Annotated in this window: 25 protein-coding genes, 1 tRNA gene and 1 pseudogene; 15 read left to right on the forward strand and 12 right to left on the reverse strand. The window is 71.8% G+C overall.

Features of this window, described 5'->3' with window-relative positions; translation table 11 throughout:
- Nucleotides 1-38: 38 nt before the first annotated feature.
- Entirely contained in the window at nucleotides 39-620 is a 582-nt protein-coding gene (locus J2W45_RS16790) for a TetR/AcrR family transcriptional regulator (protein ID WP_310134163.1), read from the reverse strand.
- Between the two features lie 167 nt (nucleotides 621-787).
- Between J2W45_RS16790 and J2W45_RS16795 the strand changes: the two genes are divergently transcribed.
- Nucleotides 788-2,389: an MFS transporter gene (locus J2W45_RS16795; protein WP_310134165.1), complete on the forward strand. Its 1,602-nt coding sequence runs from the start codon at nucleotides 788-790 to the stop codon at nucleotides 2,387-2,389.
- A gap of 16 nt (nucleotides 2,390-2,405) precedes the next feature.
- Here the strand turns inward: J2W45_RS16795 and J2W45_RS16800 are convergent, their stop codons facing one another.
- Nucleotides 2,406-2,948 (reverse strand): GIY-YIG nuclease family protein, encoded by a 543-nt coding sequence (locus tag J2W45_RS16800; protein ID WP_310134167.1) that lies wholly within the window; start codon nucleotides 2,946-2,948, stop codon nucleotides 2,406-2,408.
- 31 nt (nucleotides 2,949-2,979) lie between these two features.
- Nucleotides 2,980-3,987 carry a class I mannose-6-phosphate isomerase gene (locus J2W45_RS16805; RefSeq protein ID WP_310134169.1) on the reverse strand — a complete coding sequence of 336 codons (1,008 nt, stop codon included), beginning with the start codon at nucleotides 3,985-3,987 and terminating at the stop codon, nucleotides 2,980-2,982.
- 529 nt (nucleotides 3,988-4,516) lie between these two features.
- On the opposite strand from J2W45_RS16805, the gene J2W45_RS16810 reads away from it, so the two are divergent.
- The 4 genes from J2W45_RS16810 to J2W45_RS16825 all read left to right on the forward strand — a co-directional run bounded on the left by J2W45_RS16810 (nucleotide 4,517) and on the right by J2W45_RS16825 (nucleotide 7,532).
- Nucleotides 4,517-4,963, forward strand: a complete 447-nt coding sequence (locus tag J2W45_RS16810; RefSeq protein WP_310134173.1) for a MaoC family dehydratase N-terminal domain-containing protein — start codon at nucleotides 4,517-4,519, stop codon at nucleotides 4,961-4,963.
- On the forward strand, nucleotides 4,963-5,400 hold the full coding sequence (locus J2W45_RS16815) for a MaoC family dehydratase (protein ID WP_310134176.1): 438 nt from the start codon (nucleotides 4,963-4,965) through the stop codon (nucleotides 5,398-5,400). Before J2W45_RS16810 ends, J2W45_RS16815 begins: the two co-directional genes overlap by 1 nt.
- Nucleotides 5,397-6,560: a UDP-N-acetylmuramate dehydrogenase gene (locus tag J2W45_RS16820; protein WP_310134179.1), complete on the forward strand. Its 1,164-nt coding sequence runs from the start codon at nucleotides 5,397-5,399 to the stop codon at nucleotides 6,558-6,560. Before J2W45_RS16815 ends, J2W45_RS16820 begins: the two co-directional genes overlap by 4 nt.
- Before the next feature lie 126 nt (nucleotides 6,561-6,686).
- Entirely contained in the window at nucleotides 6,687-7,532 is an 846-nt protein-coding gene (locus J2W45_RS16825) for a hypothetical protein (protein ID WP_310134182.1), read from the forward strand.
- 36 nt (nucleotides 7,533-7,568) lie between these two features.
- Here J2W45_RS16825 and J2W45_RS16830 read toward each other — a convergent pair whose 3' ends face one another.
- The 3 genes from J2W45_RS16830 to J2W45_RS16840 all read right to left on the reverse strand — a co-directional run bounded on the left by J2W45_RS16830 (nucleotide 7,569) and on the right by J2W45_RS16840 (nucleotide 11,342).
- Entirely contained in the window at nucleotides 7,569-9,659 is a 2,091-nt protein-coding gene (locus J2W45_RS16830; protein ID WP_310134185.1) for a RecQ family ATP-dependent DNA helicase, read from the reverse strand.
- 89 nt (nucleotides 9,660-9,748) lie between these two features.
- The gene (locus tag J2W45_RS16835; protein ID WP_310134188.1) at nucleotides 9,749-10,099 is read right to left on the reverse strand and encodes a hypothetical protein; all 351 of its coding nucleotides are present in this window, start codon (nucleotides 10,097-10,099) and stop codon (nucleotides 9,749-9,751) included.
- A 25-nt stretch (nucleotides 10,100-10,124) separates the two neighbouring features.
- The gene (locus J2W45_RS16840; RefSeq protein ID WP_310134191.1) at nucleotides 10,125-11,342 is read right to left on the reverse strand and encodes a PspC domain-containing protein; all 1,218 of its coding nucleotides are present in this window, start codon (nucleotides 11,340-11,342) and stop codon (nucleotides 10,125-10,127) included.
- Between the two features lie 115 nt (nucleotides 11,343-11,457).
- On the opposite strand from J2W45_RS16840, the gene J2W45_RS16845 reads away from it, so the two are divergent.
- The 9 genes from J2W45_RS16845 to J2W45_RS16885 all read left to right on the forward strand — a co-directional run bounded on the left by J2W45_RS16845 (nucleotide 11,458) and on the right by J2W45_RS16885 (nucleotide 19,094).
- A complete protein-coding gene (locus J2W45_RS16845) occupies nucleotides 11,458-12,675 on the forward strand; it encodes a sensor histidine kinase (protein ID WP_310134194.1) in 1,218 nt (405 codons plus the stop codon).
- An 8-nt stretch (nucleotides 12,676-12,683) separates the two neighbouring features.
- Entirely contained in the window at nucleotides 12,684-13,358 is a 675-nt protein-coding gene (locus J2W45_RS16850; RefSeq protein ID WP_310134197.1) for a response regulator transcription factor, read from the forward strand.
- Nucleotides 13,359-13,570: 212 nt separating this feature from the next.
- Nucleotides 13,571-13,643, forward strand: a tRNA-Trp gene (locus tag J2W45_RS16855).
- 40 nt (nucleotides 13,644-13,683) lie between these two features.
- Complete coding sequence (gene secE / locus J2W45_RS16860; protein ID WP_121259228.1) at nucleotides 13,684-13,956, forward strand: preprotein translocase subunit SecE; 273 nt, start codon at nucleotides 13,684-13,686, stop codon at nucleotides 13,954-13,956.
- Between the two features lie 52 nt (nucleotides 13,957-14,008).
- A complete protein-coding gene (nusG, locus tag J2W45_RS16865; protein WP_310134204.1) occupies nucleotides 14,009-14,932 on the forward strand; it encodes a transcription termination/antitermination protein NusG in 924 nt (307 codons plus the stop codon).
- 119 nt (nucleotides 14,933-15,051) lie between these two features.
- Nucleotides 15,052-15,483 carry a 50S ribosomal protein L11 gene (rplK, locus tag J2W45_RS16870; protein ID WP_175335715.1) on the forward strand — a complete coding sequence of 144 codons (432 nt, stop codon included), beginning with the start codon at nucleotides 15,052-15,054 and terminating at the stop codon, nucleotides 15,481-15,483.
- Between the two features lie 73 nt (nucleotides 15,484-15,556).
- Entirely contained in the window at nucleotides 15,557-16,246 is a 690-nt protein-coding gene (gene rplA, locus J2W45_RS16875) for a 50S ribosomal protein L1 (RefSeq protein WP_310134207.1), read from the forward strand.
- A 237-nt stretch (nucleotides 16,247-16,483) separates the two neighbouring features.
- Nucleotides 16,484-18,481, forward strand: coding sequence for a S53 family peptidase (locus tag J2W45_RS16880; protein ID WP_310134209.1), 1,998 nt, complete (start codon nucleotides 16,484-16,486; stop codon nucleotides 18,479-18,481).
- Nucleotides 18,482-18,548: 67 nt separating this feature from the next.
- Nucleotides 18,549-19,094, forward strand: a complete 546-nt coding sequence (locus J2W45_RS16885; RefSeq protein ID WP_310134212.1) for a GNAT family N-acetyltransferase — start codon at nucleotides 18,549-18,551, stop codon at nucleotides 19,092-19,094.
- Here J2W45_RS16885 and J2W45_RS16890 read toward each other — a convergent pair.
- A complete protein-coding gene (locus J2W45_RS16890; protein WP_310134215.1) occupies nucleotides 19,091-20,059 on the reverse strand; it encodes an NADP-dependent oxidoreductase in 969 nt (322 codons plus the stop codon). The two genes, J2W45_RS16885 and J2W45_RS16890, sit on opposite strands and share 4 nt — an antisense overlap.
- Nucleotides 20,060-20,397: 338 nt before the next feature.
- Here J2W45_RS16890 and J2W45_RS16895 point away from each other — a divergent pair.
- Nucleotides 20,398-20,838, forward strand: a pseudogene (locus tag J2W45_RS16895) (DUF998 domain-containing protein); the annotation flags it as partial.
- 50 nt (nucleotides 20,839-20,888) lie between these two features.
- On the opposite strand, the gene J2W45_RS16900 reads toward J2W45_RS16895, so the two are convergent.
- The 5 genes from J2W45_RS16900 to J2W45_RS16920 form a co-directional block, all read right to left on the reverse strand.
- Entirely contained in the window at nucleotides 20,889-21,722 is an 834-nt protein-coding gene (locus J2W45_RS16900; protein WP_310134217.1) for a YqaJ viral recombinase family protein, read from the reverse strand.
- The gene (locus J2W45_RS16905) at nucleotides 21,719-22,762 is read right to left on the reverse strand and encodes a Gfo/Idh/MocA family protein (RefSeq protein ID WP_310134219.1); all 1,044 of its coding nucleotides are present in this window, start codon (nucleotides 22,760-22,762) and stop codon (nucleotides 21,719-21,721) included. The genes J2W45_RS16900 and J2W45_RS16905 overlap by 4 nt, the downstream gene beginning before the upstream one ends.
- Before the next feature lie 56 nt (nucleotides 22,763-22,818).
- The gene (locus J2W45_RS16910; protein ID WP_310134222.1) at nucleotides 22,819-23,553 is read right to left on the reverse strand and encodes a ThuA domain-containing protein; all 735 of its coding nucleotides are present in this window, start codon (nucleotides 23,551-23,553) and stop codon (nucleotides 22,819-22,821) included.
- Nucleotides 23,550-24,713: a Gfo/Idh/MocA family protein gene (locus J2W45_RS16915; protein WP_310134225.1), complete on the reverse strand. Its 1,164-nt coding sequence runs from the start codon at nucleotides 24,711-24,713 to the stop codon at nucleotides 23,550-23,552. The genes J2W45_RS16910 and J2W45_RS16915 overlap by 4 nt, the downstream gene beginning before the upstream one ends.
- A 121-nt stretch (nucleotides 24,714-24,834) precedes the next feature.
- Nucleotides 24,835-26,025, reverse strand: a complete 1,191-nt coding sequence (locus J2W45_RS16920) for an ROK family transcriptional regulator (protein WP_310134229.1) — start codon at nucleotides 26,023-26,025, stop codon at nucleotides 24,835-24,837.
- Nucleotides 26,026-26,199: the final 174 nt, after the last annotated feature.

The following is a 26,199-nucleotide window of genomic DNA, read 5'->3' on the forward strand; positions in this document are numbered from 1 at the left end:
GGGTCGGTCGAATCCGCGCCGTAACGGCGTGGAAGTGGTCAGCGGTCGCTCGCCGGACGGGTGCGCAGGCCGTCGACCGCCATCGCGATCACGCGGTCGCGCTGGGCGTCGTCCTCGAACGCCACGCCGGCGATTCCCGAGACCATGCGGATCACGTCGCCGATGGTCGCGTCGGGACGCAGCTCGCCGGCCGACTGGGCGCGCTTAACGAGCGGTTCGCCCGCGTCGTAGAGCGAGGTGCGGCAGCTCAGCAGGACGGGGGAGTCCTTGTTGAGCCCCGCGATCAGGGCGTGCTTGGTGCCGACGTACGCGACGAAGCGGCGCAGCCATGCCTCGACCGCCTCCCAGGGCTCGAGGCCCGAGGCGTCGTCCGCGGCCTGGACGACCGCGGCCACCTCGTCGATGTAGACGGCCTCGACCAGCGCGTCGCGCGTGGGGAAGTTGCGGTAGAGGGTGCCGATGCCGACCCCGGCACGGCGGGCGATGTCCTCGAGGGGAGCCCCCGCGCCCTGCTCGGCGAACGCCTCCCGCGCCGCCGCGAGGAGCGCGTCGAAGTTGCGGCGCGCGTCGGCCCGCTGAGGGCGCGCGACGCCGAGTTCGGGGGTCTGGGTGCCGGTCACGGGGTCGATCCTCTCAGGTGTCGGCGATGAAGGTCGTCGAAGGGGCTTGCGAAACGGAGGCACCCTCCGGTAATGTCTATCAGGTAACCGGAGGAACCCTCCGAACGGAGCCTCCCTCCAATTGTAGCCCTTTTCGGGCATCTCCTCGAGAAACGGAAAACCCCGACATGTCTCGATCCCACCCCGGCCTGACCTTCGCCATCCTGGCGTTGAGCGTCGGCTCGTTCGCCACACTCCAGTCCCTCGTCGTCCCCGTCCTGCCCGTCATCCAGTCCGACCTGCACACCACCACCGCGGGCGTGACCTGGACCATGACCGCCTGGCTCATCGCCGCCGCCGTCGCCACGCCGCTCCTCGGGCGGGTGGGCGACCTCGTCGGCAAGCGCCGCATCCTCGTCCTCGCTTTGCTCGCCGTCGGCGTCGGAAGCGTGGTCGCGGGCGTGGCGCCGACCATCGGCGGCGTCATCGCCGGCCGCGTCATCCAGGGCCTCGGCGGGGCGATGTTCCCGCTCGCGTTCGGCATCATCCGCGACGAGTTCCCCGCTCGTCGCCTCCCCTCCGCGATCGGCGCCATCGCCTCCATCATCGCCATCGGCAGCGGCCTGGGCACCGTCCTCGCGGGACCGCTCGCGGCCGCGCTCAGCTGGCGCGGGCTGTTCCTGCTCCCGGTCGCCCTCACCGGCTCCGCCGCGGTGCTCGCACTGATCTTCATCCCGGAGTCGCCGACCCGCGCGACCGGACGCGTCAACCCGTGGGCGGCCGTCCTGCTGTCCGGCTGGCTGATCGCGCTGCTGCTGCCGCTCAGCACGGGCGCGCAGTGGGGATGGTCGTCGCCGGCCGTCATCGGCCTCTTCATCGCCGCAGCGCTGCTGCTCGCCGCCTGGGTGATCGTCGAGCTCCGCTCCCGCAGCCCGCTGGTCGACATGCGTCTCATGCGGGAGCCGGGCGTCTGGTCGATGAACGCCGCCGCCGTCTTCATCGGAGCGTCGATGTTCGCCGTGTTCGCCTTCTTCCCCCGCTTCGTGCAGACGCCCGCCTCGACCGGGTACGGGCTCGGTGCGTCGGTCGCGGAGTCCGGGATGCTGATGCTCCCCATGCTCGTGACGATGGCCGTGACCGGCTTCCTCAGCGGACCGCTGGCGCGCTGGGTCGGCTTCCGCGCGCAGATCGTGCTGTCGGCGGCGATCATGGGCGCTGCGAGCCTGTCGCTGGCCTTCCTCCACGGGTCGCTCGTCTCGGTCGCTGCGGCGTCCGGTGTCTTCGGCATCGGCCTCGGGCTCATCTACGCGGCCATCACCAGCGTCGTGGTGCAGAGCGTGCCGCCGACCCAGACCGGCATCGCCAGCGGCATGAACGCGAACCTGCGCACGGTGGGCTCCGCCGTCGGGGCGGCCGTCATGACGGCGCTGGTGACCGGTGCGATCGCGCCGGACGGCCTGCCCGCCGAGAGCGGCTACACCGAGGGGTTCGCCACCGCCGGAGCGCTCGCGCTCGCCGCGGGCGTGGTGACCGTGGTCGCCGCGGGGATCATGCGGTCGGCCCGGGTGCGCTCGGCGAGGGTCGAGGCGTCTGCTGCTGCGGACGTCGTCGCGGCCGACGCGCCGGTCGGCGTCGTCGCCACTGCGGACGTCGAGGCCGCCGGCGAGCTCTCCCTGCTGCCGGAGGCGGCGATCCGCGAGGCCGCAGAGATGGCGCGCCTCGCCGCCAAGGTGGAGCGCGACGGCGACACCCGCCGTCTCCGCCCCGCGGAGACCCTCGAGGTCGCCTGAGGACGGCGGTCGCGCGTCACCCGTGGACGGCTGCCGCCTCGCTGCGCCAGCGGGCGAGGAGCATCCACGGGTCGGGCGCGCCGGCCGCCACGAGACCGACGTGGTCGAGCAGGGCCGCGTCGGTCTCGAACCACTCCGTGCCCGGGATGCGGAGGTGCGCGAACTGTTCGTGCCGCCGGTGCTCCAGCAGGCGGTCGCCCCGCTCGAAGGCGAGCACTTCGTCGTGGGGGAGGGCCGAGATTCGCTGCGCCGGGTTGGCCGTCGTCCCGATCTTGATGCGGTCGCGGAAGCGCAGGTAGTAGACGACGTCCACCCGTGCCGTCCTCGCATCGTCGGGTGGCGGCTCGCCCACCCGCCACTCGCAGACCGCGCAGAGCCAGCCCGACGGATAGCGGACGCCCAGCCGCGAACCGCAGAACGCGCACGGCGACGGCAGCAGATCCGTCACGCCGAACTCCGCATCCACCTCGTCGTGCGCCTCCAGCAGATGCGTCAGGCAGAGCCGGAGGGACGAGCCCGGATGCGCGGGCCGCTCGCACAGCGCGCAGACGGTGTCCATGGGGCGAGGCTAGCCGCAGCCTCCGACAGGGTCAGCGTGGCGGCCGGCAGCGGATCAGGTGGAGGTCGCCGCTGAGCCCGATCGGCCCGTCCCCGTGGGCGGTGAGCACGGTAGAACCCCTCCGGACGGGGACCGGTGCGCCGCTCGCGCGGTCGTCCGCCGGCTGCAGCGTCCCCTCGCCGTCGAGGACCACGACGACCGAGAAGGACGGCTCCAGCTCCCGCGACCCCGTCACCCGGATCCGCTCGGCCGAGAAGAAGGGGTCGGCGTCGGCCGGGAACAGCGTCTCGGCGCCGCGGTCCTGGCGCAGCGCCGAGATGCGCTCCTCCGGGGTGGCCTCGCGGACCAGCCCGTCGATCGCCGTGTCGAGGTCGAGGCCGAGCAGCGCCTCCCTCTCGGAGAGCATCCGCCGCTCCAGCAGTACCGACAGGTCCGTCGGCTGCTGCAGCTCGACGAGCGTCACGCCGGGGCCGATGGCGTGCGCGAGGCCGGCCGGGACGAGCAGCGTGTCGCCCGCCGCGAGCGGGACGGTGTTCATCGCGTCGAGCATGGCGTCCGCATCCTGGCCGCTCCACCAGTCCCGCACCTCGTCCGGCGTCACGGCGCGGCGGAAGCCCAGCGCCGCGTAGGCGTCCGGTGCCGCCTCGATCACGGCCCAGGCCTCCGTCTTGCCTAGGGGGCTCCCCAGGTGGCGCGCCGCGAACGCATCGTCCGGGTGGTAGTGCACGAACAGCCGCTCGGCGGTGTCGAGCAGCTTGACCAGCAGCATGGTGCGCGCGCCGAAGCGGGCGACGTGGTCCTCGCCGAGGAAGCGGACCGGATCGTCGGCGACCGCATCCCGCAGCGTCCTGCCGTCGGGAAGCACGGTGAGCCCGATCCCGCCGCCGGCGAACACCTCGGTGGTCGACGCGACGAAATCCTCCGGGGTGAAGGGACTGGGCTGCGGCGTCCCGCGGAACCGGGCGATCCCCGCGCCCCCGCGATACGGCCGGTCGAGGGGCTGGTTGGGTCCGAGCAGCAGCGGCGTCGCAGTGGTCACCGACACAATGTAGTACCGGGCGTGTGCGGCACGGCGACACGCCGGATCATCGCGACACGCCGGGACCGCGCCTGCCCAGCGGCGGTGTGGTGCGGGCGCCCATGCGGCACGCCGGACGGGTCCGGCGGACGCGATTTCCCGCCTGATCTGGCCAGTTCGCGCGCATCGGCCGGCGGCTCCCGAGTGCACGGGAGCGGCCCCGATGTCGGTGGTTGCCCCTAATCTGGGGGCAGCGAGAAAAAAACCCCAAAACACAACATGTAGTGGAATGACAATCGTGTCATTCGGGTTATATAGTGGGTGAACACCGCGGGAACGCGGGAAACCACGACTTCTAGGGGAGGCCATCATGGACTACGAAAACGACAGCGTTGGCGGCTACTCGGTTCCCGTCGACCCCATGGACCTGCTGCAGTGCGACAGCTGCCAGTAAGGCGCTAGCACCGAGCTTCGGAGACCCCGGAGGCCACTGGCCTCCGGGGTCTTCTGCGTTCGGGAGGCGGGCAGGCGCCGTCGTTAGAATCGTCGGGTGCCAGTGAATCCAGAGCTGCAGGGGCGGGAGTTCCCGCCGACCCGGCCGTACCTCGTGGGGCGGGAGAAGGTGCGCGAGTTCGCCCGCGCCGTCTTCGCTACCGACCCCATCAGCTTCGACGTGGATGCGGCGCGTGCCGCCGGCCACCGCGACCTGGTGGCGCCGCCCACGTTCCCGGTCGTCGTGCAGGAGTCGACCCTCGCCCAGCTGCTCGCGGAACCGGACGCCGGGATCGACTTCACCCGCGTCGTCCACGGCGATCAGCGCTTCAGCTTCAGCCGGCCCGTCTTCGCGGGCGACGAGCTCACGGCGACGCTCCGCGTGACCTCCGTGAAGACGCTCGGCGCGCACTCGATGGTCACCGCCGAGTCCACCATCGTCGACGCGGACGGCGCACACGTGGTGACCGCCACATCCACCCTGGTCGTGCGAGGAGACGAGTGATGACGACATCCGGCACGACCCCCGACTTCGACGCGCTGACCGTGGGCGACGTGGTCGCCGAGCGGACGTTCGCGGTGAGCCGCGACTCGCTGGTGCGCTACGCCGGCGCCTCCGGCGACTTCAACCCGATCCACTACCGCGACGACGTCGCGACGGCGGTCGGCCTCCCCGGTGTGATCGCCCACGGGATGCTGACCATGGGACTCGCCGTGCAGCCGGTCGTCGACTGGGCCGGCGATCCGGCTCTGATCGCCGACTTCCAGGTGCGTTTCACCCGCCCGGTGGTGGTGGACCCGGACGACGGCGCCGAGGTGACGGTGACGGCGAAGGTGGGCCAGCTCGACACGGAGTCCCGGATCGCCCGCATCGACCTGACCACGACGTTCGCCGGCGAGACGGTCCTCGGCAAGGCGCAGGTGCGCGTCCGATTCGCATGACCGACTCTGCGACGGACGCCTCCACGGACCGCATCCCGGCACTCGCCGAGCTCACCACGATCCGCGTCGGCGGCGCGCCCGCGGCGTTCGTCCCGGCGGACGACCGCGACACCCTCGTCCGTGCCGTCCGAGACGCCGTGACCTCCGGCGAGGACTGGCTGGTCCTCGGCGGCGGGTCGAACCTCGTGGTCGCGGACGACGGGTTCGACGGCACCGTGATCCACGTGCGCACGCGCGGCGTGGAGAGGTTGTCCGCATCCGACGGCCGGATCCGCATCCGGGTGCAGGCGGGCGAGCCCTGGGACGACCTCGTCGCCCTGACCGTGCGCAACGGCTGGTCGGGCATCGAGGCGCTCTCCGGCATCCCCGGCTCGACCGGCGCCGCTCCCGTGCAGAACATCGGCGCGTACGGCCAGGAGCTCGAATCCGCCCTCGTCGGTGTCGAGTTCCTCGACGAGGAGACCGGCGACGTCCTGTACCTCCGCCGGGACGAGCTCGGTCTGGGGTACCGCACGTCCGTGCTGAAGCGCGGGCGTCGCGGCGTCGTCCTCTCCGTGGACCTGGAGCTGGATGACACCACCGCCTCCGACGGCGTGGGCGCTCCGTTGAGCGCGCCCGTCGCGTACGCGCAGCTGGCGGACGCGCTCGCGGTGCCGCTCGGGGCGCGCGTCCCCGTCGCCGAACTGCGCCGCGCCGTGCTCGCCCTGCGCTCGTCCAAGGGCATGGTGCTCGACCCTGCCGACCCCGACTCCGTGAGCTCCGGGTCGTTCTTCACCAACCCCATCGTCTCGGAGAGCTTCGCCCGCTCGCTGCCCCGCAACGCCCCGCGGTGGCCGCAGGAGCCGGCGGAGCCGGACGCCGTCATCGGGCTGCCGCCCGGAGGTCTGCACCCGCTCGACGTGCCGCCGCTCGCGACGGGCGAGTACACGGTCAAGCTCAGCGCGGCGTGGCTCATCGAGAACGCGGGCATCCACCGCGGGTTCGCGCTGCCCGGCTCGGGCGCCGGCATCTCCTCGAAGCACACGCTCGCCATCGTCAACCGCGGAGGAGGGACGGCCGCCGACGTCGTGCAGCTCGCCGACTTCATCCAGTCCCGGGTGCAGGCGGAGTTCGGAGTGCTGCTGCAGCCGGAACCCGTCATGGTGGGCATCTCGCTCTGAGCGGGGCGCTCCCACGGCATTCGCAGGGCTGACACCCGACGATCTCTGAGAGTATTCTCACGACCGGCTCCATAGGCTGGACGCACCCCGGCGCACCGGCGCCGTCGTGGACTGAAGGGGAACGACATGGGATTCCTTGACCGCCTGCTCGGACGTGAAGAACCGACGCCGAACCGTTCCCCGCAGTACGGCGCTCCCGCTCCGCAACAGGGAGCTGCCGCACCGAACGCGGCCCCGGCGGCCCAGGCCTCCTCGGGCCAGGCCCGCAGCGAGGACGAGATCGCCGTCGAGCGCTACCGCTACCTGCTGCGCACCGCGCCGCCGGAGACCATCGAGCAGGTGCACGAGGAGGCGTTCGCCAAGCTCAGCCCGGACCAGCGACGGCTGCTGTTTCAGCAGCTCAGCGAGAGCGCTCCGGCCGGCGAGCAGCCGCGTGGCGACGATCCTCGCTCGCTCGCCCAGTCGGCCACCCGTTCCGAGCTGCGCCAGCCGGGGACGCTCGAGCGCGCTCTGGGCGGTGGACGCGGGCCGGGCTACGGCGGCATGGGCTTCGGCAGCATGTTCGCGAGCTCCCTGCTCGGAAGTGTCGCCGGCTACGTCATCGGGTCGGCGCTGGTCAGCGCGTTCCTGCCGCCGATGGACATGCAGGCCGACGGTGGATCGGGCGACCAGAACGGCGACAACCAGAACGGCGACAACCAGAACACGAACGACCAGGGCGGCGACAACGGCTCCGGTGACAACGGCTCCGGCGACGGCGGCTCGGGCGACGGCGGTTCCGGCGGCGACGCCTCGGGCGGCGACGTGCAGGCGGCCGGCTGGGACGGCGGCGGCGACGCATCCGGCGCCGACGCCGGCGGCTGGGGCGGCGACCAGGGCGGTGGCGACTGGGGCGGAGGCGGCGACTGGGGCGGCTTCGGCGGCGGTGGCGACTTCGGCGGGGGCGACTTCGGCGGGGGCGACTTCATCTGACCCGCCCGCGAGCGGGGGCATCGCGAGTGCTCCCGCTCAGCTGCGGACGGCGGCGGCGAACGGCAGCACGGCCGACGCGCCGGTGCGCAGGAGCTCCTGCCCCGCGACGGTGATCGTCCAGCGGCTGTCGACCAGGTCGTCCACGAGCAGGACCGGCGCCCCGGGCGGGATCTCCAGGCCGTCCGCCGTGAATCGATCCCACACTGCGGCCAGCCGGAACGCGCTGTTCCCACCCGGCGCTCCCGACGGGGGAGCGCCGCGCCAGCCGAGCGTCCCGGCGAACGGGAGCCGGCCGACGCCCGCCAGGCCCCGTGCGAGAGACTCCACGAAGAGCGGTCGCCGTCGGGAGGGCATCGCGGCGACGGCTGCCGGACGCGCCTCCCAGTCCCAATCCGCGAGGACGCGGACGCAGGCGTCGAGCACGGCCGGAGGCACCTGCTGGTCGGGTGCGCCGTCGGCGAGCAGCTCGCGCAGCCGGCCGCCCCAGCCGAGATCGGTGAGCCGCGCCAGCGCGCGCCCCGGCTGCAATTGCTGTTCCGGGCGCAGCTTGCCCTTCACCGCGACGCCGAGCCGGTCGGCCCCGGTGGGCCAGAGCTTGCGCGGTTCGATCTCCACCCCGACGCGGTCGAGCAGCGAGCCGACCTCGCCTGCCGCGGCATCATCCACGTCGTTCGGGTACCAGACGCCCGCGCAGTTGTCGCAGCGCCCGCACGGGCCTGCGGCCGGATCGTCGAGAGCGCGCTGGAGGAACTCCATGCGGCAGCCCGTCGTCGACTCGTACTCCAGCATCGACCGCTGTTCGGCCTCGCGAGCCGCAGCGATCCGCGCGTAGCGTTCCTCGTCGTACTCCCACGGAGCGCCGGTCGAGACCCAGCCACCGCTCACGCGCCGGACTGCGCCGTCGACATCGAGCACCTTGAGCAACAGCTCGAGCGTCGAGGCACGGAGGTCGACCCGGCTCTCGAGCACCCGCGTCGACTGCGGCTGGCCGTCGAGAGCGTCGAGAACCGCGGCGGCCTTCTCGCGGGACGGCATGGACGCCGTGGCGAAGTACTGCCAGATCGCCTGGTCCTCCGGGCCGGGCAGGAGCAGCACGTCGGCGTTCTCCGTCGCGCGCCCGGCGCGACCGACCTGCTGGTAGTACGCGACCGGCGAGGAGGGTGCGCCCAAGTGCACGACGAAGCCCAGGTCGGGCTTGTCGAAGCCCATGCCCAGCGCGCTCGTCGCGACGAGCGCCTTCACCTCGTTGCGCTTCAGCCGACCTTCGAGGTCTTCGCGCTCCGCCGTGTCCGTCTGCCCGGTGTACGCGTGCGCCTCGTGCCCAGCGCGACGGAGGACACGAGCGGTGTCCTCTGCGGCCGAGACCGTCAGCGTGTAGACGATGCCGCTCCCCGGCAGGTCGTCGAGATGGCCGGCGAGCCACGCGAGCCGGGTGGTGGCATCCGGGAGGGGGAGCACCCCGAGCCGGAGCGAGCGCCGCGCGAGCGGGCCGCGGATGGTCAGCACCTCGGCCTCGCGCCCGGAACCGAGCTGTTCGACCACGTCGGCCACCACGCGTTCGTTGGCTGTCGCGGTGGTGGCGAGCACGGGTACGTCGTCCGGCAGGAGCGCGATGAGGTCGCGCAGGCGACGGTAGTCGGGCCGGAAGTCGTGGCCCCAGTCGGAGATGCAGTGCGCCTCGTCGACCACCAGGAGTCCGCTGCGCTCGACGAGGGCCGGCAGTTGCGTGTCGCGGAACTCGGGGTTGTTGAGCCGCTCCGGCGAGACGAGCAGCACATCCACCGAGTCGTCGCGCAGCCGCGCGGCGACGTCCTCCCACTCGTGCCGGTTGGCCGAATTGATCGTGACGGCTCGCACACCCGCGCGTTCGGCGGCGGCGACCTGGTCGCGCATCAGTGCGAGCAGCGGCGAGACGAGGATGGTCGGCCCGGCGCCGCGACCCCGGAGCAGCATCGTGGCCACGAAGTAGACCGCTGACTTGCCCCACCCGGTGCGCTGGACGACCAGCGCCCGCCGCCGGTCGTCGACCAGGGCGCTGATCGCCTCGAACTGCCCGTCGTGGAAGTCGGCGTCCGGCCGGCCGACGAGCGTGCGGAGGCGGAGGAGGGCGTCGGTCGCTGTGGTCATGCAGCCATCGTGTCAGGGACGGCCGACGGTGGACGCGCGAGTGCGGACATCCGTGGAGAGGATGTCCGCACTCCAGGTTGTGGACGAGTTCAGCCCCGGCCGGTCAGGCGCCGGCGCTGGGACGCGCGCAGGCCGCCCAGCAGGGCCGACACCACGATGATGAGGCCGACGACGGCGGCGCCGAGCGCCCATGCCGATCCGGGCGTCAGGGCCGAGATCCAGTTCGCCGTCTCGGCCGCCCGCTCCGACGAGGAGACGATCCACAGGGTGAGGGCGGCGAACACGGTCAGCAGCGCGCCCCAGACCACCCCGCCCCAGCGGATGGGAGCGCTGACGGCGGTGGCGGCCGGCGGGAACGGTGCGGGCGGCGGTGCGAGGGGCGTCGTCGCGTCGGTGAGCGACTCGGTGGGGTACGGCGTGGTGTTCTGCGGTTCGGTCATCTCGGGGTCTCCTGTCGGTCCGTGGTCAGTGCTGGAGCAGGACGGGGAGGCCCTCGCCCGTGATGCGGAAGCCGGCGACGCCGTCGCCCGCGAGGAGAAGGGCGACTCCCGTGAGGACCGCGAGCAGGATCCCCAGGAAGATGAGGAACCCGCTCCGGCGGCGGGCCAGACCGGCGATGAGCACCACCACGCCGACCACGAGGGTCGCGGCTGCGAATCCGGCAGCCGTCGTGAACCGCGCGACACCGGCCAGCTGCGGCCAGACGATCGCGACGAGCGAGCCCGCGACGAGGGCGAGCCCCACCGCGAGCCAGCCGACGGCCGCCCCGACCCGCGGGTTCGCGGCGCGGTACGCCTCACGGCGGGCGGCGGCGTCGGCGGACGCCACGGCCACCTGGGCGCGGAGCTCGGCGGAGCGCTGCGCCTTCACGGCCCGCATGTCGGCGGCGAGGCGCTGCTTCCACGCGGCGTGCTCCGCCCGCCACTGCGCCTGGCGCTGCTGCCAGTCGGCGAGGTCGGTGGGAGAGGCGCCCGGGACCGGGGCGGGCGGAGGAGTGGGCTCTGCGGCGACGTCCAGCTGGATCGTGTCCGACTCCGCGGTGTCGGGCGACGGCTCCGAAGAGGCCGCCTCAGCCGGTGCCGCGGTGTCCGCCGCAGGGCCGGTCGGCGTCGTCGTACTCGCCGCGCCGGCGGCCCACGCAGCCTGCGGGGCGCCGCCTGCCGACCGCGACTCCGACGCCCGCACCGCCACGACGATCAGCGCGACGACCGCGCCGATCACGACGAGCGTCCACACCAGCCTGCCGACGAGGTCTCCCCAGGCGGAGACGTCCCAGAAGGCGCCGTGCGCCCACCAGAAGCCGCTCGTCCAGGGGAGCAGGGAGAGCAGCAGCATCACGCCGATCGCGACGATGGGCGGCTCGAAGTCGCCCTCGAACAGGCTCTGCAGGTGGATGCGGCCGTCGCGGTCCGGGAGGAGCGCCCAGGCGGCCGCGTAGAGCAGCAGCACCGGGGCGCCGAGGATGCCGGCGACCACGACGATGCCGCGCACGATCAGCGGGTCGATGCCCAGCCGGTAGGCGATCCCGGCGCAGACGCCGCCGAGCCAGCCGTCGGACCGGACCACGCCGAGGCCGCGCATCCAGTCGAAGAACCGGGTGCCGCGGCCGGAGAAGCCGGTCCGCGGTCCTCCGTACGGGTTGCCGGGGGTCCCCACCGGCCGGGTCGATTCGTTCTGTGACATGCTCCACATCCTGCCGTCGCGTCCGGACGCCGGGTATCGGGTGAACCCCTGAGCGCACCCTGATCCTCGCCCCGGGCGGGTGCGGGGTCCCCGGGGGTCTGATTGGATGCTGGCTATGTCCTCCACTGCTCCCGCCGGACCGCGCACGCGCGCCGGGCGCCCGCCGCTGGCGCGTCCGCGCACCTGCGTGGTGGGCGGGGTGAGCGTCGCCCTGGCCGATCATCTCGGCTGGCCGCTCGCCGCCGTGCGGTGGGCGTTCGTCGGTCTGACCTTCCTGGGCGGCGGTGGGATCCTGCTCTATCTGTGGCTGTGGGCGCTGACGCCCCTGCGCCCCGCCGGAGCCGCGGACCCGGCGGACGGCGTGCGGCGCCGGGTCAACGTGCCGTGGGTGCTCGCCGGGGCGGGCGCCGTCGCCGGCATCTCGGCGATCGTGCTCGCCGCGGGCGGCGCGCTCGGCGCGGGCTTCGGCGCGCTGGCCGCCTGCGCCCTGCTCCTGGTCTTCGCCGTCGCGTGGGAGCAGCTGGCGGACGAGGAGCCCGCCGCCTTCGCGCCGCTGACCCCGACGGTGTTCCGCATCTCGTGCGGTGCGTTCCTGGTCGTCGTCGCGCTGGCGCTCGCCGTGACGCAGGACGCGGGCGGCCCCGGCGTGCTCTGGCTCGGCATCCTGATCACCGTGCTCGCCGGTGCGGCCGTGCTGGTGGCGCCGTGGGGGCTGCGGCTGTGGCGCGAGCTGATCTCCGAGCGCACGGCCCGCATCAAGGAGGAGCAGCGTGCCGAGATGGCCGCGCACCTCCACGACTCCGTCCTGCAGACGCTGGCGCTGATCCAGAACCGGGCCGGCGCGTCGAGCGAGGTGGGCCGGATCGCGCGGGCGCAGGAGCGGGAGCTGCGCGAGTGGCTCTACGCCGATGCTGCCGCGGCACCCTCCGGCGCCGAGCGCGACCTCGCCGGCGAGCTGCGGGAGGTCGCCGCGGCCCTCGAGGTGGACCACGCGGTGCACTTCGACGTCGTCTCGGTCGGGGAGCCGGTGCGCACTGCGCCGTCCGAGCTGGGGGCGGCCGCGCGCGAGGCGATGCTCAACGCGGCCCGGCACGCGGGCGGCGAGGTGTCCGTCTACATCGAGCACGCGGGGGAGCGGGTCGACGTGTTCGTGCGCGACCGCGGACCGGGGTTCGACGTGGATGCGCTTCCCGAAGGCCGCCTCGGCGTCAGAGAATCGATCATCGGCCGGATGCGCCGTGCGGGCGGGCGCGCGACGGTCGCGCCGCGGGACTCCGGCACCGAGATCCAGCTGAGCATCGACCTCCCCGGCGAGGCGACCGGGACGACGTGAGAGGCGACATGAGCGAGACAGACGGCACCGCGCGACCGGTCACGGTCGTGGTGGTCGACGACCACTCCATCTTCCGTTCCGGGCTCCGCGCCGACCTGGACGAGCGCCTGCGCGTGGTGGGGGAGGCGGCCGATGTGGATGCGGCGGTCGCCGCCATCGTCGGGTCGCGGCCGGATGTGGTGCTGCTCGACGTCCACCTGCCCGGTGGTGCGGGCGGCGGCGGCGCCGAGGTGATCCGACTGGTCGTGGAGCAGGGGGGCGCCAGCCGCTTCCTGGCGCTCAGCGTCTCCGACGCCGCGGAGGACGTGGTCGGCGTCATCCGCGCCGGCGCGCGTGGGTACCTCACCAAGGGCAGCTCCGGGCGTCAGGTGAGCGACGCCGTCCTCGCCGTGGCCGGCGGCGACGCGGTCTTCTCGCCGCGCCTGGCCGGGTTCGTCCTCGACGCGTTCGGAGCGGCGTCGGGGGAGCAGGCGGAGACGACGGACGAGCTGGACCGCCTCTCGGCGCGCGAGCGCGAGGTGATGCGGCTGATCGCGCGCGGCTACGCCTACAAGGAGGTGGCCGCCGAGTTGTTCATCTCCATCAAGACGGTCGAGACCCACGTGTCGGCCGTGCTCCGCAAGCTCCAGCTGTCGTCGCGCCACGAGCTCACCGCCTGGGCGCTGGAGCGCAAGCTGCTCTGATCGCGCCGCCGCGGCCTGGCCGCTTTTGCGGGTACCCCCGGCGTCCCGTACACTTGACGCGGTGGTTGAATCTGCCAAGCTTTTCTGCGCCCTTTTCCCGGTGCGGCGACGGCAGCACTGCCGGGTCGTCCGGGGTATCAGCAGCACGTTCGGATGTTCGATCGGCTAGCCTGGATGAGGTGGCGACGTGAGGTCTGGCGATTCGCTTTCCTAGGGCGGTAGCTCAATTGGCAGAGCAGCGGTCTCCAAAACCGCAGGTTGCAGGTTCGATTCCTGTCCGCCCTGCAAGTCGGCACCTGTGCCGATCCACGAAAGGTGTAACGAGGTGGCCCGAAAGGTAATCGACGAGCCGAGCGAGGAGATCGTCGCCAACGCGAAGAAGGATCGCGCTGAGCGGCGCAACCCCTTCGCGCGGATCGCCCTGTTCATCCGCCAGGTCATCGGCGAGCTCAAGAAGGTCGTCACTCCGACCCGCAAGGAGCTCTTCAGCTACACCGGCGTGGTGCTCGTTTTCGTGATCATCATGATGGCTCTCGTGTCCCTCCTTGACTGGGTGTTCGGCATGGGTGTCGTCTGGGTCTTCGGAAACCCGAAGTAGACGACGTCGATCAGGCCGCACGGCCTCCCCGACAAGAAATGGAATGAATTCAGTGTCTGAGACGAATCGCGACGACGTGGACTGGGCCCCCGCTGCGGAGCAGTCCTCCGAAGACGACGAGGCGCAGACCGGCAACGTCCTCGCCAGCGAGGACGAGGCGTCCGACGCGGCCGAGCACGAGGCGCTGCACGTCGTCGCCGACGACGGCACCGAGGTCGACCTCGACGCCGTGCTCGACGCGATGGCGGAAGCGGTCGACCCCGAGGCCGACCGCATCGTGGACGAGGCCCTCGAGGTCGACAGCGCGGACGAGGCCGAGGCGGCCGCCGACGCCGTCGAGGACGAGGAGGAGGAGGCTGTCGCCGACCCCTACGAGGCGTTCCGCACGGAGCTGCGCTCCAAGATCGGCAAGTGGTACGTCATCCACTCGTACGCGGGCTTCGAGCGCCGCGTGAAGTCCAACATCGAGAACCGCATGGTCTCGATGAACATGGAGGACTACATCTACGAGGTCCAGGTCCCGATGGAGGACGTGGTCGAGATCAAGAACGGCCAGCGCAAGATGGTCAACCGGGTCCGCATCCCCGGTTACGTGCTCGTCCGCATGGACCTCAACGAGGACAGCTGGTCCGTCGTCCGCCACACGCCGGGTGTCACCGGCTTCGTCGGCAACGCGCACAACCCCACGCCGCTGCGCTTCGAGGAGGCCTTCTCGATGCTGAAGAGCCTCGTGCAGGTCGAGGCCGCTCCGGCCAAGGGCGCCGCCAAGGGTCAGAAGTCCGCTGCGCGCGTCATCCCCGCCGAGGTCGACTTCGAGATCGGCGAGACCATCACCATCAAGGAGGGCTCGTTCGCGGGCCTGCCGGGCTCGATCAGCGAGATCAAGCCGGAGAGCGGCAAGCTCACCGTGCTCGTGTCCCTGTTCGAGCGCGAGACGCCGGTCGAGCTCAGCTTCGACCAGGTCACGAAGCTCTAGGGAACATTCAGAGCCTCCCCACTGTTTTTCAGAACACCGGGTCTCGGAAGGGCCGAGACACCGGGAGAGCGACGAGGGCTGCGGCCTGACCCGCTCGAACACACAAAGAAGGAAGAGACATGGCACCGAAGAAGAAGGTCACCGGTCTGATCAAGCTTCAGATCAACGCCGGCGCCGCCAACCCCGCCCCGCCGATCGGCCCGGCTCTGGGTCAGCACGGCGTGAACATCATGGAGTTCTGCAAGGCGTACAACGCGGCCACCGAGTCGCAGCGCGGCAACGTCATCCCGGTCGAGATCACCGTGTACGAGGACCGCTCGTTCACGTTCGTCCTGAAGACCCCGCCGGCCGCCGAGCTGATCAAGAAGGCTGCGGGCGTCCCCAAGGGCTCCGGCGTGCCGCACACCACCAAGGTCGGCAAGCTGACCCAGGAGCAGGTGCGCCAGATCGCCGAGCAGAAGATGGTCGACCTCAACGCCAACGACATCGACGCGGCGTCGAAGATCATCGCAGGCACCGCCCGTTCGATGGGCATCACGGTCGAGGCGTAAGCCCCGCACCCCCACAGACATCTCGTGGAAGAGCCGGCCAGGCTCGCACCACATTCTCGTTAGGAGAAATCACATGGCACAGAAGTCCAAGGCCTACCGGGCCGCGGCCGAGAAGATCGAGGCCGGAAAGTTCTACACCCCCGCCGAGGCCGTCGCCCTGGCGAAGGAGACCGGTTCCGCCAAGTTCAACTCGACCGTCGAGGTCGCGCTGAAGCTCGGCGTGGACCCGCGCAAGGCGGACCAGATGGTCCGCGGTACCGTCATTCTTCCTCACGGTACGGGTAAGACCGCCCGCGTCATCGTGTTCGCCACCGGCCCCGCGGCCGAGGCGGCCATCGCGGCCGGTGCGGACGAGGTCGGCGGCGCCGACCTGATCGAGAAGGTCGCCGGCGGTTACACCGACTTCGACGCGGCCGTCTCGACGCCGGAGCTCATGGGCCAGGTCGGCCGGCTCGGCAAGGTGCTGGGCCCGCGCGGCCTCATGCCGAACCCGAAGACGGGCACGGTCACCCCGGATGTGGCGAAGGCCGTCTCCGACATCAAGGGCGGAAAGATCGAGTTCCGCGTCGACAAGCACGCGAACGTGCACTTCGTCGTCGGCAAGGCCGGCTTCACCGCCGAGCAGCTGAACGACAACATCACCACCGCCCTCGAGGAGGTCGTGCGTCTCAAGCCGTCCGCCGCGAAGGGCCGTTACATCCAGAAGGGCGCCGTGTCGACCACGTTCGGCCCGGGCATCCCGCTGGACGTCAACGCCATCTGAGTTCGTTCCACGAACTTCCCGACGGGGTCGGGGCCGCTTATCGGCCCCGGCCCCGTCGCCGTTTTCCGGCCGGGTCAGGGATATTTGCGCAGTGAGAATCCTTCATCCACCTCAACCGTTTCGACAGACTCTTCTACCCCCTCTTGTGGCGGTAGAACGAGCGGGTTTAGGGTCGCTCCTGTCGCGCGTCGCGCGGCGGCTCATCGAAGAGCCCGTCCGAATCGAAGGATGACATACATGACACGTCGCACCACTCGATCCCTCCACAAGAGGGCGCTCGGGATCGTCGCCACCACGTCCGCCGTGGTGGCTTTGTCATTGGCGGGGGCATCCGCGGCCGGCGCCGCCGACCGGGTGAGTTACGCCGGCTCCGTCCCCGCGTGGGCCACTGCGGCGAACGACGCCGGGGCGGCTCCCGCCGACACCACGGTGCAGGGCGAGATCTACCTCCCGCTGCGCGACCAGAAGGGCGCGGAGGCGCTCGCCAAGGCGGTCTCCAGCCCGCTCGACCGCGGCTACCGCAAGGCGCTGTCGCCGCAGCAGTGGATCAACCGGTTCTCGCCGACCAAGGCGGACTTCGACTCGGTGGTCAACTTCATCAAGGCCGCGGGGCTCACCATCCAGGGCGTCCCGGACAGCCGTCAGTACGTCGTCTTCCGGGGGACGCCCGACCAGCTCGGGTCCGTCTTCGGCACGTCGCTGCACTCGTTCAAGCACGGCGACCGCGAGCTGATCGCTCCGGCCTCCGCCCCGTCGGTGCCGGCGTCGATCGCGGCGAAGGTCTCGGCGATCAGCGTCGAGCAGTCGCGCACGACCACGCGCCCCGACTCGATCAAGCAGGGCGATCTCGGCGCGACCGGTGACCCGCAGGTCTCGCGCAAGCTGGCCGCCGCGGCGCCGGTCATCGACGCCCCGTGCTCGAACTACATCGGCGAGCACACGGTGACCGTCCCGCCCGCGTACAACGGCCAGACGCAGTACAGCACCAACAACTGCGGCTACACGCCGAAGCAGCTGCGCAGCGCCTACGGGCTGAACGACCTCGCCGCGAAGGGCATCAACGGCACCGGGCAGACTGTGGCGATCATCGACGCCTACGCGAGCCCCAGCATCCTGAAGGACGTCAACACGTACTCGCAGCAGAACGGCGAGCCGGGCCTCACGAACTCCAGCTACCAGCAGCTCGTCCCCAAGCCGAGCGAGTTCACCGACCAGGACCTCTGCCAGCAGCCGAGCGGATGGCAGGGCGAGCAGACGCTCGACGTCGAGTCCGTCCACGGCATCGCACCGGGTGCGCGCATCCTCTACGTCGGCGGCACCGACTGCTCGGGCGGCCTGGACATCGCGATGTCGAAGATCCTCGACAACAAGCTCGCGAACATCGTCAGCAACAGCTACGGCAACCTCGGCGAGGCTGTGCCGTCGGATGTGATCCAGGGTGAGGTCAACCTGCAGCTGCAGGCGGCCGGCGAAGGAATCGGCCTGTACTTCTCGAGCGGTGACAACGGCGACGAGGTCGCGAACCTCGGCTACGCGTCTCCGGACTTCCCGGCGTCCTCCCCGTGGGTGACCTCGGTCGGCGGCACCAGCACCGGGATCGACAAGAACGGCAAGATCGCGTGGGAGACCGGCTGGGGCGACCAGTTCGACCAGATCGTCAAGAACGCGGACGGCACCCTGAGCTACGCCCAGCCCCTGCCGGGCACCCGGTTCGTGGGCGGCGCCGGCGGTGGGGTGAGCGCGGTCTTCGCGCAGCCCGACTACCAACGCGGCATCGTCCCCGCCGCTCTCGCCCAGGGCAAGCGCGTCTCGCCCGACGTCGCGGCGCTGGCCGACCCGTACACCGGCTTCTCGATCGGGATCCGGCCCATCGTGGACGACACGACGCTCGCGACCGGCGACTACATCAACGAGACCTACGGCGGAACGTCGCTGGCCTCGCCGATCGTCGCCGCCCAGATCGCGATCGTGCAGCAGGCGACGCGCACGACGATCGGGTTCGCCAACCCGACGCTGTACGGCGTGAAGCGCATCCTGCCGAACGCGTTCCGCGACGTGCTGCCGCAGAACCCGCCGCAGGCGCTGGTCTACACCAGCAAGATCAGCGGCAACACCTACCTGGTGACGCTGGACCAGGACACCTCGCTGAAGACCGCGAAGGGCTACGACGACGTCACCGGACTCGGCGGCGTCTCCTTCGACCTGCTCAGCTGGGTCGCCCAGGGCCGGCACTAGCCGCATCCCGCCCGGAACGGCCGTCTCCCGCTCGGGAGGCGGCCGTTCCGCTGTCTAGGCTGGAGGGGTGACCATCACCATCCGCCCGGCCTCCGCCGGTGACGAGGCCGCCCTGGCCGCCGTCGCCGCCGTGACCTTCCCGCTCGCCTGTCCGCCGCACACCACCGAGGAGGCGAAGGCGGCGTTCATCGCCGCCGTGCTCTCCGAGGAGCGCTTCGCCGAGTACCTGGCTGACCCGGCGAGACGGCTGCTGCTCGCCGAGGACGAGAGCGGCGCGATCGGCTACACGATGGTGAACCTCGGTGAGCCGAGCGATGAGGATGTGCGGGGCAGCATCCGCCTGCGGCCCAGCGCCGAGCTCAGCAAGTGCTACGTGATGCCGGGCCACCACGGTCATGGCGTCGCCGGCCGGCTGATGACGGAGAGCCTCCGCGTCGCCGCCGAGGCGGGCGCCGCCGGCATCTGGCTGGGCGTCAACGAGGAGAACGACCGCGCGCACCGGTTCTACGGCAAGCACGGCTTCGAGCGGGTGGGGTCGAAGCGCTTCCTGGTCGGGGACCGGTACGAGGACGACTGGGTGATGGAGCGGCCGCTCGAGCCGGTCGCCGGTTAACCCTCGGCGATCTTCACGACCACCTTGCCGCGGGTGTGGCCCGCCTCGATCGCCTCGTGCGCCTCTGCGATCCGCTCGAGCGGGAAGATCTGGTCGACGTGCACCCGGACATTGCCCGCCTCGAGCAGTCGCGCGATGACGGCCAGGGTGTTGCCGTCCGGAGCCACCTTGTAGTGGGTGCCGCGCAGCCCGGCGCCGGCCACGTCCTCCATGAACGTGGGCCAGCTGCCGGTGGGGACGTTGATGATGAGCCCGCCGGGCCGCACGACCGAGAGCGATCGCGTGCCGGTGTCGTCGTGGACGTTGCCGACGAGGTCGATCACGACGTCGGCGTCGTGCACCACCTCCTCGAAGCGGGTGGTCGTGTAGTCCACGACCTCCGCGGCGCCGAGCGAGCGCAGCCAGGACGCCTTGCTGCCCGACGCGGTCGCGATCACGTGGGCGCCGAAGTACGAGGCGAACTGCACCGCGAAGTGCCCGACACCGCCGCTGCCGGCGTGGATGAGCATCCGCTGACCCTCGTGGGCCTTCGCCACCTCCACGACCATGCCCCACGCGGTGAGCGCCGCGAGCGGGGCGGCCGCCGCCTCGATGTGCGAGAGCGTGGCAGGTTTGCGCACCACGCTGAGCGAGGGCACGGACAGGTACTCGGCGTAGCTGCCGCCGTAGCGCGGCACCATCACCATCCCGAACACCTCGTCGCCCGGACGGATGGGATGCGCGCTGTACGGCGACTCCACGACGACGCCGCTGAAGTCGTGACCGAGCACGGCGGGGAAGCTGTGGATGGCGTCGAACACTCCGCGTCCGGCGCGCGTCTTCGCGTCGATCGGGTTGACGCTCGAGGCGACGACCTTGACGAGGAACTCGGAGTTCACCTTGTCCGGGTAGGCGGTGTCGCCGATGCGCAGGGTGTCGGGCCCACCGGCCTCGTCGAGCAGCGCCGCCCGCATCGTCTTCGGCATTCGTCATCCCCTCATCCGTGTGCCGCCGCGCCGGGCGGTGTCCGTCCAGTCAATCCCGGCCATGCGTCACCGGTGTTACGGACGGGTCACCGCATGTGAACAATCTGTTTCGGATACCCCCAGTACGTTCCCAGCGGTGCGCCGGGTAGGATTCATCGACCCCGGACCGAGGAGGCCCCGTGCGACGACTGCTGCGGATCGCCCGCGAGCCGTTCGCCGTCCCGGCGTTCGCGCGGGGCTGGCAGCGCGCCGTCCCGATCCTGCTCGCCATCGGCACCTTCTGCGTCCTGGGCGGGCTGACCATCATCTGGGCCGCGCGCCTGACGGTGCCGTACCCGGTGTACGTCAGCGAGCTCGGCGCCCGGGGCGCGGCCACGGCCGGCCCGTTCGCCGTCGCGCTCCTGCTCATCGCGGCGGGCGGTTTCACGATCGCGCTGGCGAGCGGCCATGTGCGGTCGACGGCCCCGCTGCTGGGGCGCTGGTCGCCTGCGCTCAGCCTCGGCTTCGCCGCGCTGTGCTTCGTGCTCGCCTCGCAGATCACCTGCTCGGCGTACTGCCCGGTGCCGCTCGCCGATCCGCGGTCGACGCCGCAGGACCTCATCCACACCGTCTCGGCGGTGCTCGGATTCGCGGCGGCGTGCTTCGCGATGCTGCAGGTCGGCTTCAGCCGCAGCCTCCCGCGGATCTCGCGCCTCTCACGGATCAGCTGCGCCGCGGTCGCCGTGATCACCATCGTCGGCGGGCTGCTGGCGATCGTGCGCGTCGGCGCGGACGTCGGCGCCTGGCTGGAGCTGATCGGCACGACAGTGGCGGTCGCGTGGATCGCCGTCTACGCCGTGGCGCTGACGCGCATCCCGGTCGGTGCCGTCGCCGTCCCGACGGAGGTCGCTGCGGGGACCGAGGCGGACCCGGTGGTGGGAGCGGCAGGCGGACGCGCCGAGGTCGCCTGACGCAGCACCTCGATGAGGTCGGCGGCCAGCGCGACCAGCTTGGCGATCTCCGCGTCGTCGCGGTCCACCCAGCGGCACTCCGGCTCGTCGCGGAGCGGCACGAAGCCGTCGTGCTGCTCCCAGACGAAGAGGGTGCGCTCGGCGCCGAGCACGTACTGCTGCCACCAGATCTGGCGGAGGTAGGGGCGCGGGATGCTGCGGAACGGCTTGTTGGTCGTCTTGATCTCGGCCAGCTCGATGCGTCCGCCCGTGCGGAGGATCAGCCCGTCCGGTGTGGCCAGGTGCCGGCGGTCGCGCTCGGCGTGGAAGAGCAGCTCGGACGGCTCGATGCCGTGCGTCGCGGCCACCCACGCGGCGATCTCGGGCTCGCGGGAGCGTCCGTGCTGCGTGAAGACGTTGCCGCTGAATCCGGTGCCGTGGAGCTTGTCGTAGGCCGCGGCGCGGATGGAGCGGGGGCTCGACAGCTTGGCGACGTCGGTGGCGGTGATGCCGCGGCTGCGTGCCCGCAGCCAGCCGACGCGGTCGCTCGATCGCGCCACCACGCGCGCCAGATGCCCGGTCTGACCGGGAACGGCCGGAACCACAGGGACAGGGGCCGGACGCGCCGGGCTCAGATCCGCCAGGACGGCCGGCCGGTACAGGTCGGCGGTGCGGTACGGAGCGGAGTCGAGCACCTCTCCATTGTGCCGCGTCCCGCCGACCCTCGCCGTCACTCCACGCGCGTCGCGCCGAGTTGCCTCCGGGCCTCGTCGATGGTCGCCAGCGTGTCGACGGCCTCCGCGAGCGGGTGCAGCGGCGACTCGGTCCGTCCCTCCGCCACGAAGCGCGCGAGGGCGGCGGCCTCGTAGGCCATCCCGTCCCGATGCGGGCGGCCGTACGGGTCGCGCCAGTGCGCGGCGAGCGTGCCGTCGGCCCGGAACACACGGAGGCCGCTCGGCCCCCAGAACGGGCTGTCGGTCTCGACCCGGCCGTCGCTGCCGCAGATCGTGGCGAGGGACGGCGTGCCGGCGAGAAGGCTCGTGCTCAGCAGCGCCTGGGCGCCGTCGGCGGACGACAGCAGCAGCGCGGCCTGCGCATCCACCCCGGTCTCCGCCAGGGCGCCCGTCGCGATGATGCCGGCCGGGGCGCCCAGTGCGAACGACGCCCACGAGACGGTGTAGACGCCGAGGTCGAGGAGGGCGCCGCCCGCGAGCGCTGGATCCCAGAGCCGGCTCGTGGGGTCGAACGCCGCCCGGCCGCCGAAGTCGGCCGTCACGACGCGCAGCTCGCCGAGGGCGTCGCGCTCCAGCAGCTGCCGGACGATGTCCGTCTGCGGCAGGTAGCGGGTCCACATCGCCTCCATGGCGAAGACGCCGGCCTCGCGCGCCGCGGCGACGATCCGGCGCGCCTGCTCGGCCGTGACGGCCATCGGCTTCTCGATGAGCACGTGCTTCCCTGCGGCGATGGCCAGGAGGGAGTGCTCCAGGTGCTCGCTGTGCGGGGTCGCGACGTAGACCACGTCGACGTCCGGGTCAGCGACCAGGGCCTCGTACGAGCCGTAGGAGCGCTCGGCGCCGTGTGCCGCCGCGAACGCCGCCGCACGTTCGGCCGAGCGGGACCCGGCCGCGACGACCCGCTGCCGGGTGTGCCGGTGGAGCGCGTCGGTGAAGTCGGCGGCGATGCCGCCGGGGCCGAGCACGCCCCAGCGCAGCGGCGGGGCGTCCGCGGGGTCGGGGTGGCGCGGCTCGGGGAGCGTCGCGAGGGCGTCGGTCATGGGGCTCGTCTCCTCGGTGTGGCGATGGTCGGGATGGCGGGGTCGGGCGGACGGGCTCAGACCGGCTGGGGGTTCGACACCTCGGGCGCCTGGCGCGCACTCGGGACCGGAGCCGCCCACCGGACGCCGTTGGCGAGCACCCGGCGGACCTGCGGGTGGAAGTACACCGGATACTCCTGGTCGCCCGGGCTGAAGTAGAAGATCTTGCCGCGCCCGCGCGTGAACGTGACGCCGGAACGGAAGACCTCGCCCCCGGTGAACGAGCTGATGAAAACGAGGTCGTCGGGCGTGGGGATGTCGAAGAACTCGCCGTACATCTCCTGCGCCTCGATGACGATCGGCTGGTCCACACCCTCGGCGATCGGATGGGTCGGGTTGACCGACCACACGAGCTCGCGCTCGCCGCCCTCCGGGTTGCGCCAGCGCAGCGAGCACGTCGTGCCGAGCATCCGGATGAAGATCTTCGAGAAGTGGCCGGAGTGCAGCACGATCAGGCCCATCCCGCCGAGCACGTGCTGCCGGACCCGCTCCACGACCTCGTCCGAGACGCGGTCGTGAGCGATGTGCCCCCACCACAGCAGCACATCGGTCTCGGCGAGGGACTGCTCGTCGAGCCCGTGCTCGGGGTCGTCGAGCGTGGCCGTCCGCACGACGACATCGTCGCCGAGGAGGTCGCGCAGGCCCTCGGCGATGGCGCCGTGGATGCCGTGCGGGTAGATCGCGGCGATCTCGGGCTGGGTCGCCTCGTGGACGCCCTCATTCCAGACGGTGACGCGCAGGGTCATGGTCATGCTCCTTTCGTGGTGGCGCCGGCTGCGGCACGATCCGGCTGCGCCGGGGCGGTCGCGGCGTGGGAGGGGGCGAGCCGGACCTCGGCGCCGATCCGCGCGGACTCGTAGGCGGCGTCGATGACGCGCGCCCGCTCGAGGGCGAGGGCGCCGTCCCAGTTCGCCCAGCCGGACGGGTCGGCGACGTGCTCGAGGAACGTCTCGACGACGGCCAGGTGGCCGCGGCCGGGGTCGGCGGTGACGCTGATGTCCTCGATCTGCTCGCCGTCGCCGGTGAAGATGGTGAGCTCGCCGGAGGGCGCGTAGTCGACGACGCGCAGGTCCGCGCCGCCCTCCGTGCCGTACAGCGTGATGCCGAACTCGTCGCCGGCCGGACGGTACGCCGCCCAGCTGGTCTCGAGCACGATCGAGCCGCCGCCCTCGAGGCGGAGCAGCAGGCTCGCGAGGTCTTCGACCTCGTAGGCCGAGCCGACGTGCTGCTTCGACGCGGTCGCACCGCCGCGGCCGCGCACGCCGAGCTCGGAGTGGGTGACCGCGGAGACCGCGACGACCCGCGGCTCGCCGAACAGGTGCAGCGCGTAGTCGAGCACGTGCACGCCGATGTCGATCAGCGGACCGCCGCCGGCCATCTCGCGGTTGGTGAACCAGCTGCCGAGCGCAGGGATACCCGCCCGGCGCAGCCAGACGGCGCGAGCGTGGTACGGCCGGCCGATCTGGCCGGCGTCGATCGCTGCCTTGAGCGCCTGGATGTCGCCACGGCGCCGGTGGTTGAAGGCGACCTCCAGCACGCGGCCGGCGCGGTGCGCCGCATCCACCATCGTCTCCGCCTCGGCCGCGGTGCGGGCGATCGGCTTCTCGCTGAGGACGTGGATGCCCGCGTCCAGCGCGCCCACGGCGATCGGGGCGTGCAGGAAGGTCGGCACGGCGACGCTGACGACGTCGAGGTCGCCGTCGGCGACGAGATCCTTCCAGTCGCGGTAGAGCCGCTCGAGGCCGTACTGCTCGCCGAGCTCGGCGCGGGGGCCGTCCTCCATCCCGGCGATGGCGACGAGCTCGACGCCGGGGAGGGCGTCGTAGGCGGCCATGTGCTGCTGGCCGGCCCAGCCGAGGCCGACGACGCCGGCGCGGAGGGGGCGGCCGGAGGTTTCGCTGCGGGTGCTCACGGCACTCCTTTCAGATGGTGTGTGCTGTTCGGTGGTCATTGTGCTGCGTCTTCGTCTTCGAATCGATTCGAGTGTGTTCAGGATGCGGTGCTGCGGCGTTCCGCCCGTCCGCTCCCGCGTGTCAGCGGAAGAGGGTGCGCGGGATGCCCGCCTCGGGATCGAGCGCCCGCTGGACGACCATGATGGCGGCGCCGATGACGCCGCCGGTCTCGCCGGAGCGCGATTGCGTGATGGTGAGATGCTGCGTCGCGAGCGGTGTCGACCGCTGGTAGACGACCTCGCGCATCCCGGCGAGCAGCTGCTCGCCGACGCGGGAGAGGCTCCCGCCGACCACGATGGTCGACGGGTTGAGGAGGTTCACGCAGGTCGCGACCACGGCTCCGAGGTCGCGGCCCGCCTGACGGATCGCGTTGTGCACGGCGGGGTTGCCGCTGCGTGCCAGCTCGACGACGTCGTCGCTGGTCGCGGCGGGGAAGCCGGCCGCCGCGAGCGACCGGGCGATGGCCGGTCCGCTCACCAGGGACTCCAGGTCGGCGTCCTGCTCGCCGTGGCTGGGTGTGTCGGTGCCGAAGGGGACGCGGACGTGGCCTAGGTCGCCGGCGGAGCCGAGGGCCCCGCGCTGCAGGCGGCCGCCGCTGATGATGCCGGCGCCGACGCCCGTCGCCACCTTCACGAACAGGAGGTCGGTCTCGTCCGGGTACATGAGCGCCTGCTCGCCCAGCGCCAGCAGGTTGACGTCGTTGTCGACGAGCACGGGCACGTCGAACACCCGGCGGATGTAGGCGGGGATGTCGAACCGGTCCCATCCGGGCATGATCGGCGGGTTGACCGGCAGCCCGGTCGAGTGCTCGACCGGGCCGGGGACGCCCACGCCGACGCCGATGAGCTCCTCGGGCTGGCGGCCGGAGGCGATGTACAGCTCGCTCGCCGTCTCGAGCGCCCAGTCGAGGATGACCTCCGGCCCCTCGGCGATGCGGAGGCGGCGCGACTCGCTGGCCACGATCGTGCCGGCGAGGTTCGCCAGGGCGACGACGCCGTGGGTGGCGCCCAGATCGATCGCGACGATGACGCGGGAGTCGGGGTTGAAGCGGATGCGCGCCGGAGGGCGGCCGCCCGACGACACGTCGTCGCCGGCGGGCGCGACGAGGCCCGCTCCGGTCAAGGTGTCGATCCGCGACGCGATGGTCGACCGCGCCATCCCGGTCAGCTCGGCGAGCTGCGCGCGGGTGCGCGGGATGCCGTCGCGCAGGATCGCCAGCAGCTCCGCGGCGTCTGCGGCGACGAGCACCGAGTCTCGCGCGCTGTCGGTCATGAGGGTATTGAACCACAGTGACGGCGCGGTGCTCAAAGTCATGCACGCATACGTCGACTTTTGTTTGACATCCGGCAGAAGTGCCGATTGAATGGTTCCCGCGCCCCTTCGGCGCCTCCACCCCAGAAGCTTCCATCCCAAGAAGCCTTCACCCAAGAACTCGACGAGGAGAAC

Origin of the sequence: Leifsonia shinshuensis (assembly GCF_031456835.1) — a bacterium.
GTDB lineage: Bacteria > Actinomycetota > Actinomycetes > Actinomycetales > Microbacteriaceae > Leifsonia > Leifsonia shinshuensis_C.

Coding starts and splice junctions, on each gene's coding strand:
- J2W45_RS16795 (WP_310134165.1), top strand. CDS start 788: ATGTCTCGATCCCACCCCGGCCTGACCTTCGCCATCCTGGCGTTGAGC.
- J2W45_RS16800 (WP_310134167.1), bottom strand. CDS start 2,948: ATGGACACCGTCTGCGCGCTGTGCGAGCGGCCCGCGCATCCGGGCTCG.
- J2W45_RS16815 (WP_310134176.1), top strand. CDS start 4,963: ATGACGACATCCGGCACGACCCCCGACTTCGACGCGCTGACCGTGGGC.
- J2W45_RS16820 (WP_310134179.1), top strand. CDS start 5,397: ATGACCGACTCTGCGACGGACGCCTCCACGGACCGCATCCCGGCACTC.
- J2W45_RS16825 (WP_310134182.1), top strand. CDS start 6,687: ATGGGATTCCTTGACCGCCTGCTCGGACGTGAAGAACCGACGCCGAAC.
- J2W45_RS16830 (WP_310134185.1), bottom strand. CDS start 9,659: ATGACCACAGCGACCGACGCCCTCCTCCGCCTCCGCACGCTCGTCGGC.
- J2W45_RS16835 (WP_310134188.1), bottom strand. CDS start 10,099: ATGACCGAACCGCAGAACACCACGCCGTACCCCACCGAGTCGCTCACC.
- J2W45_RS16840 (WP_310134191.1), bottom strand. CDS start 11,342: ATGTCACAGAACGAATCGACCCGGCCGGTGGGGACCCCCGGCAACCCG.
- J2W45_RS16845 (WP_310134194.1), top strand. CDS start 11,458: ATGTCCTCCACTGCTCCCGCCGGACCGCGCACGCGCGCCGGGCGCCCG.
- J2W45_RS16850 (WP_310134197.1), top strand. CDS start 12,684: ATGAGCGAGACAGACGGCACCGCGCGACCGGTCACGGTCGTGGTGGTC.
- rplK (WP_175335715.1), top strand. CDS start 15,052: ATGGCACCGAAGAAGAAGGTCACCGGTCTGATCAAGCTTCAGATCAAC.
- rplA (WP_310134207.1), top strand. CDS start 15,557: ATGGCACAGAAGTCCAAGGCCTACCGGGCCGCGGCCGAGAAGATCGAG.
- J2W45_RS16880 (WP_310134209.1), top strand. CDS start 16,484: ATGACACGTCGCACCACTCGATCCCTCCACAAGAGGGCGCTCGGGATC.
- J2W45_RS16890 (WP_310134215.1), bottom strand. CDS start 20,059: ATGCCGAAGACGATGCGGGCGGCGCTGCTCGACGAGGCCGGTGGGCCC.
- J2W45_RS16905 (WP_310134219.1), bottom strand. CDS start 22,762: ATGACCGACGCCCTCGCGACGCTCCCCGAGCCGCGCCACCCCGACCCC.
- J2W45_RS16910 (WP_310134222.1), bottom strand. CDS start 23,553: ATGACCATGACCCTGCGCGTCACCGTCTGGAATGAGGGCGTCCACGAG.
- J2W45_RS16920 (WP_310134229.1), bottom strand. CDS start 26,025: ATGACCGACAGCGCGCGAGACTCGGTGCTCGTCGCCGCAGACGCCGCG.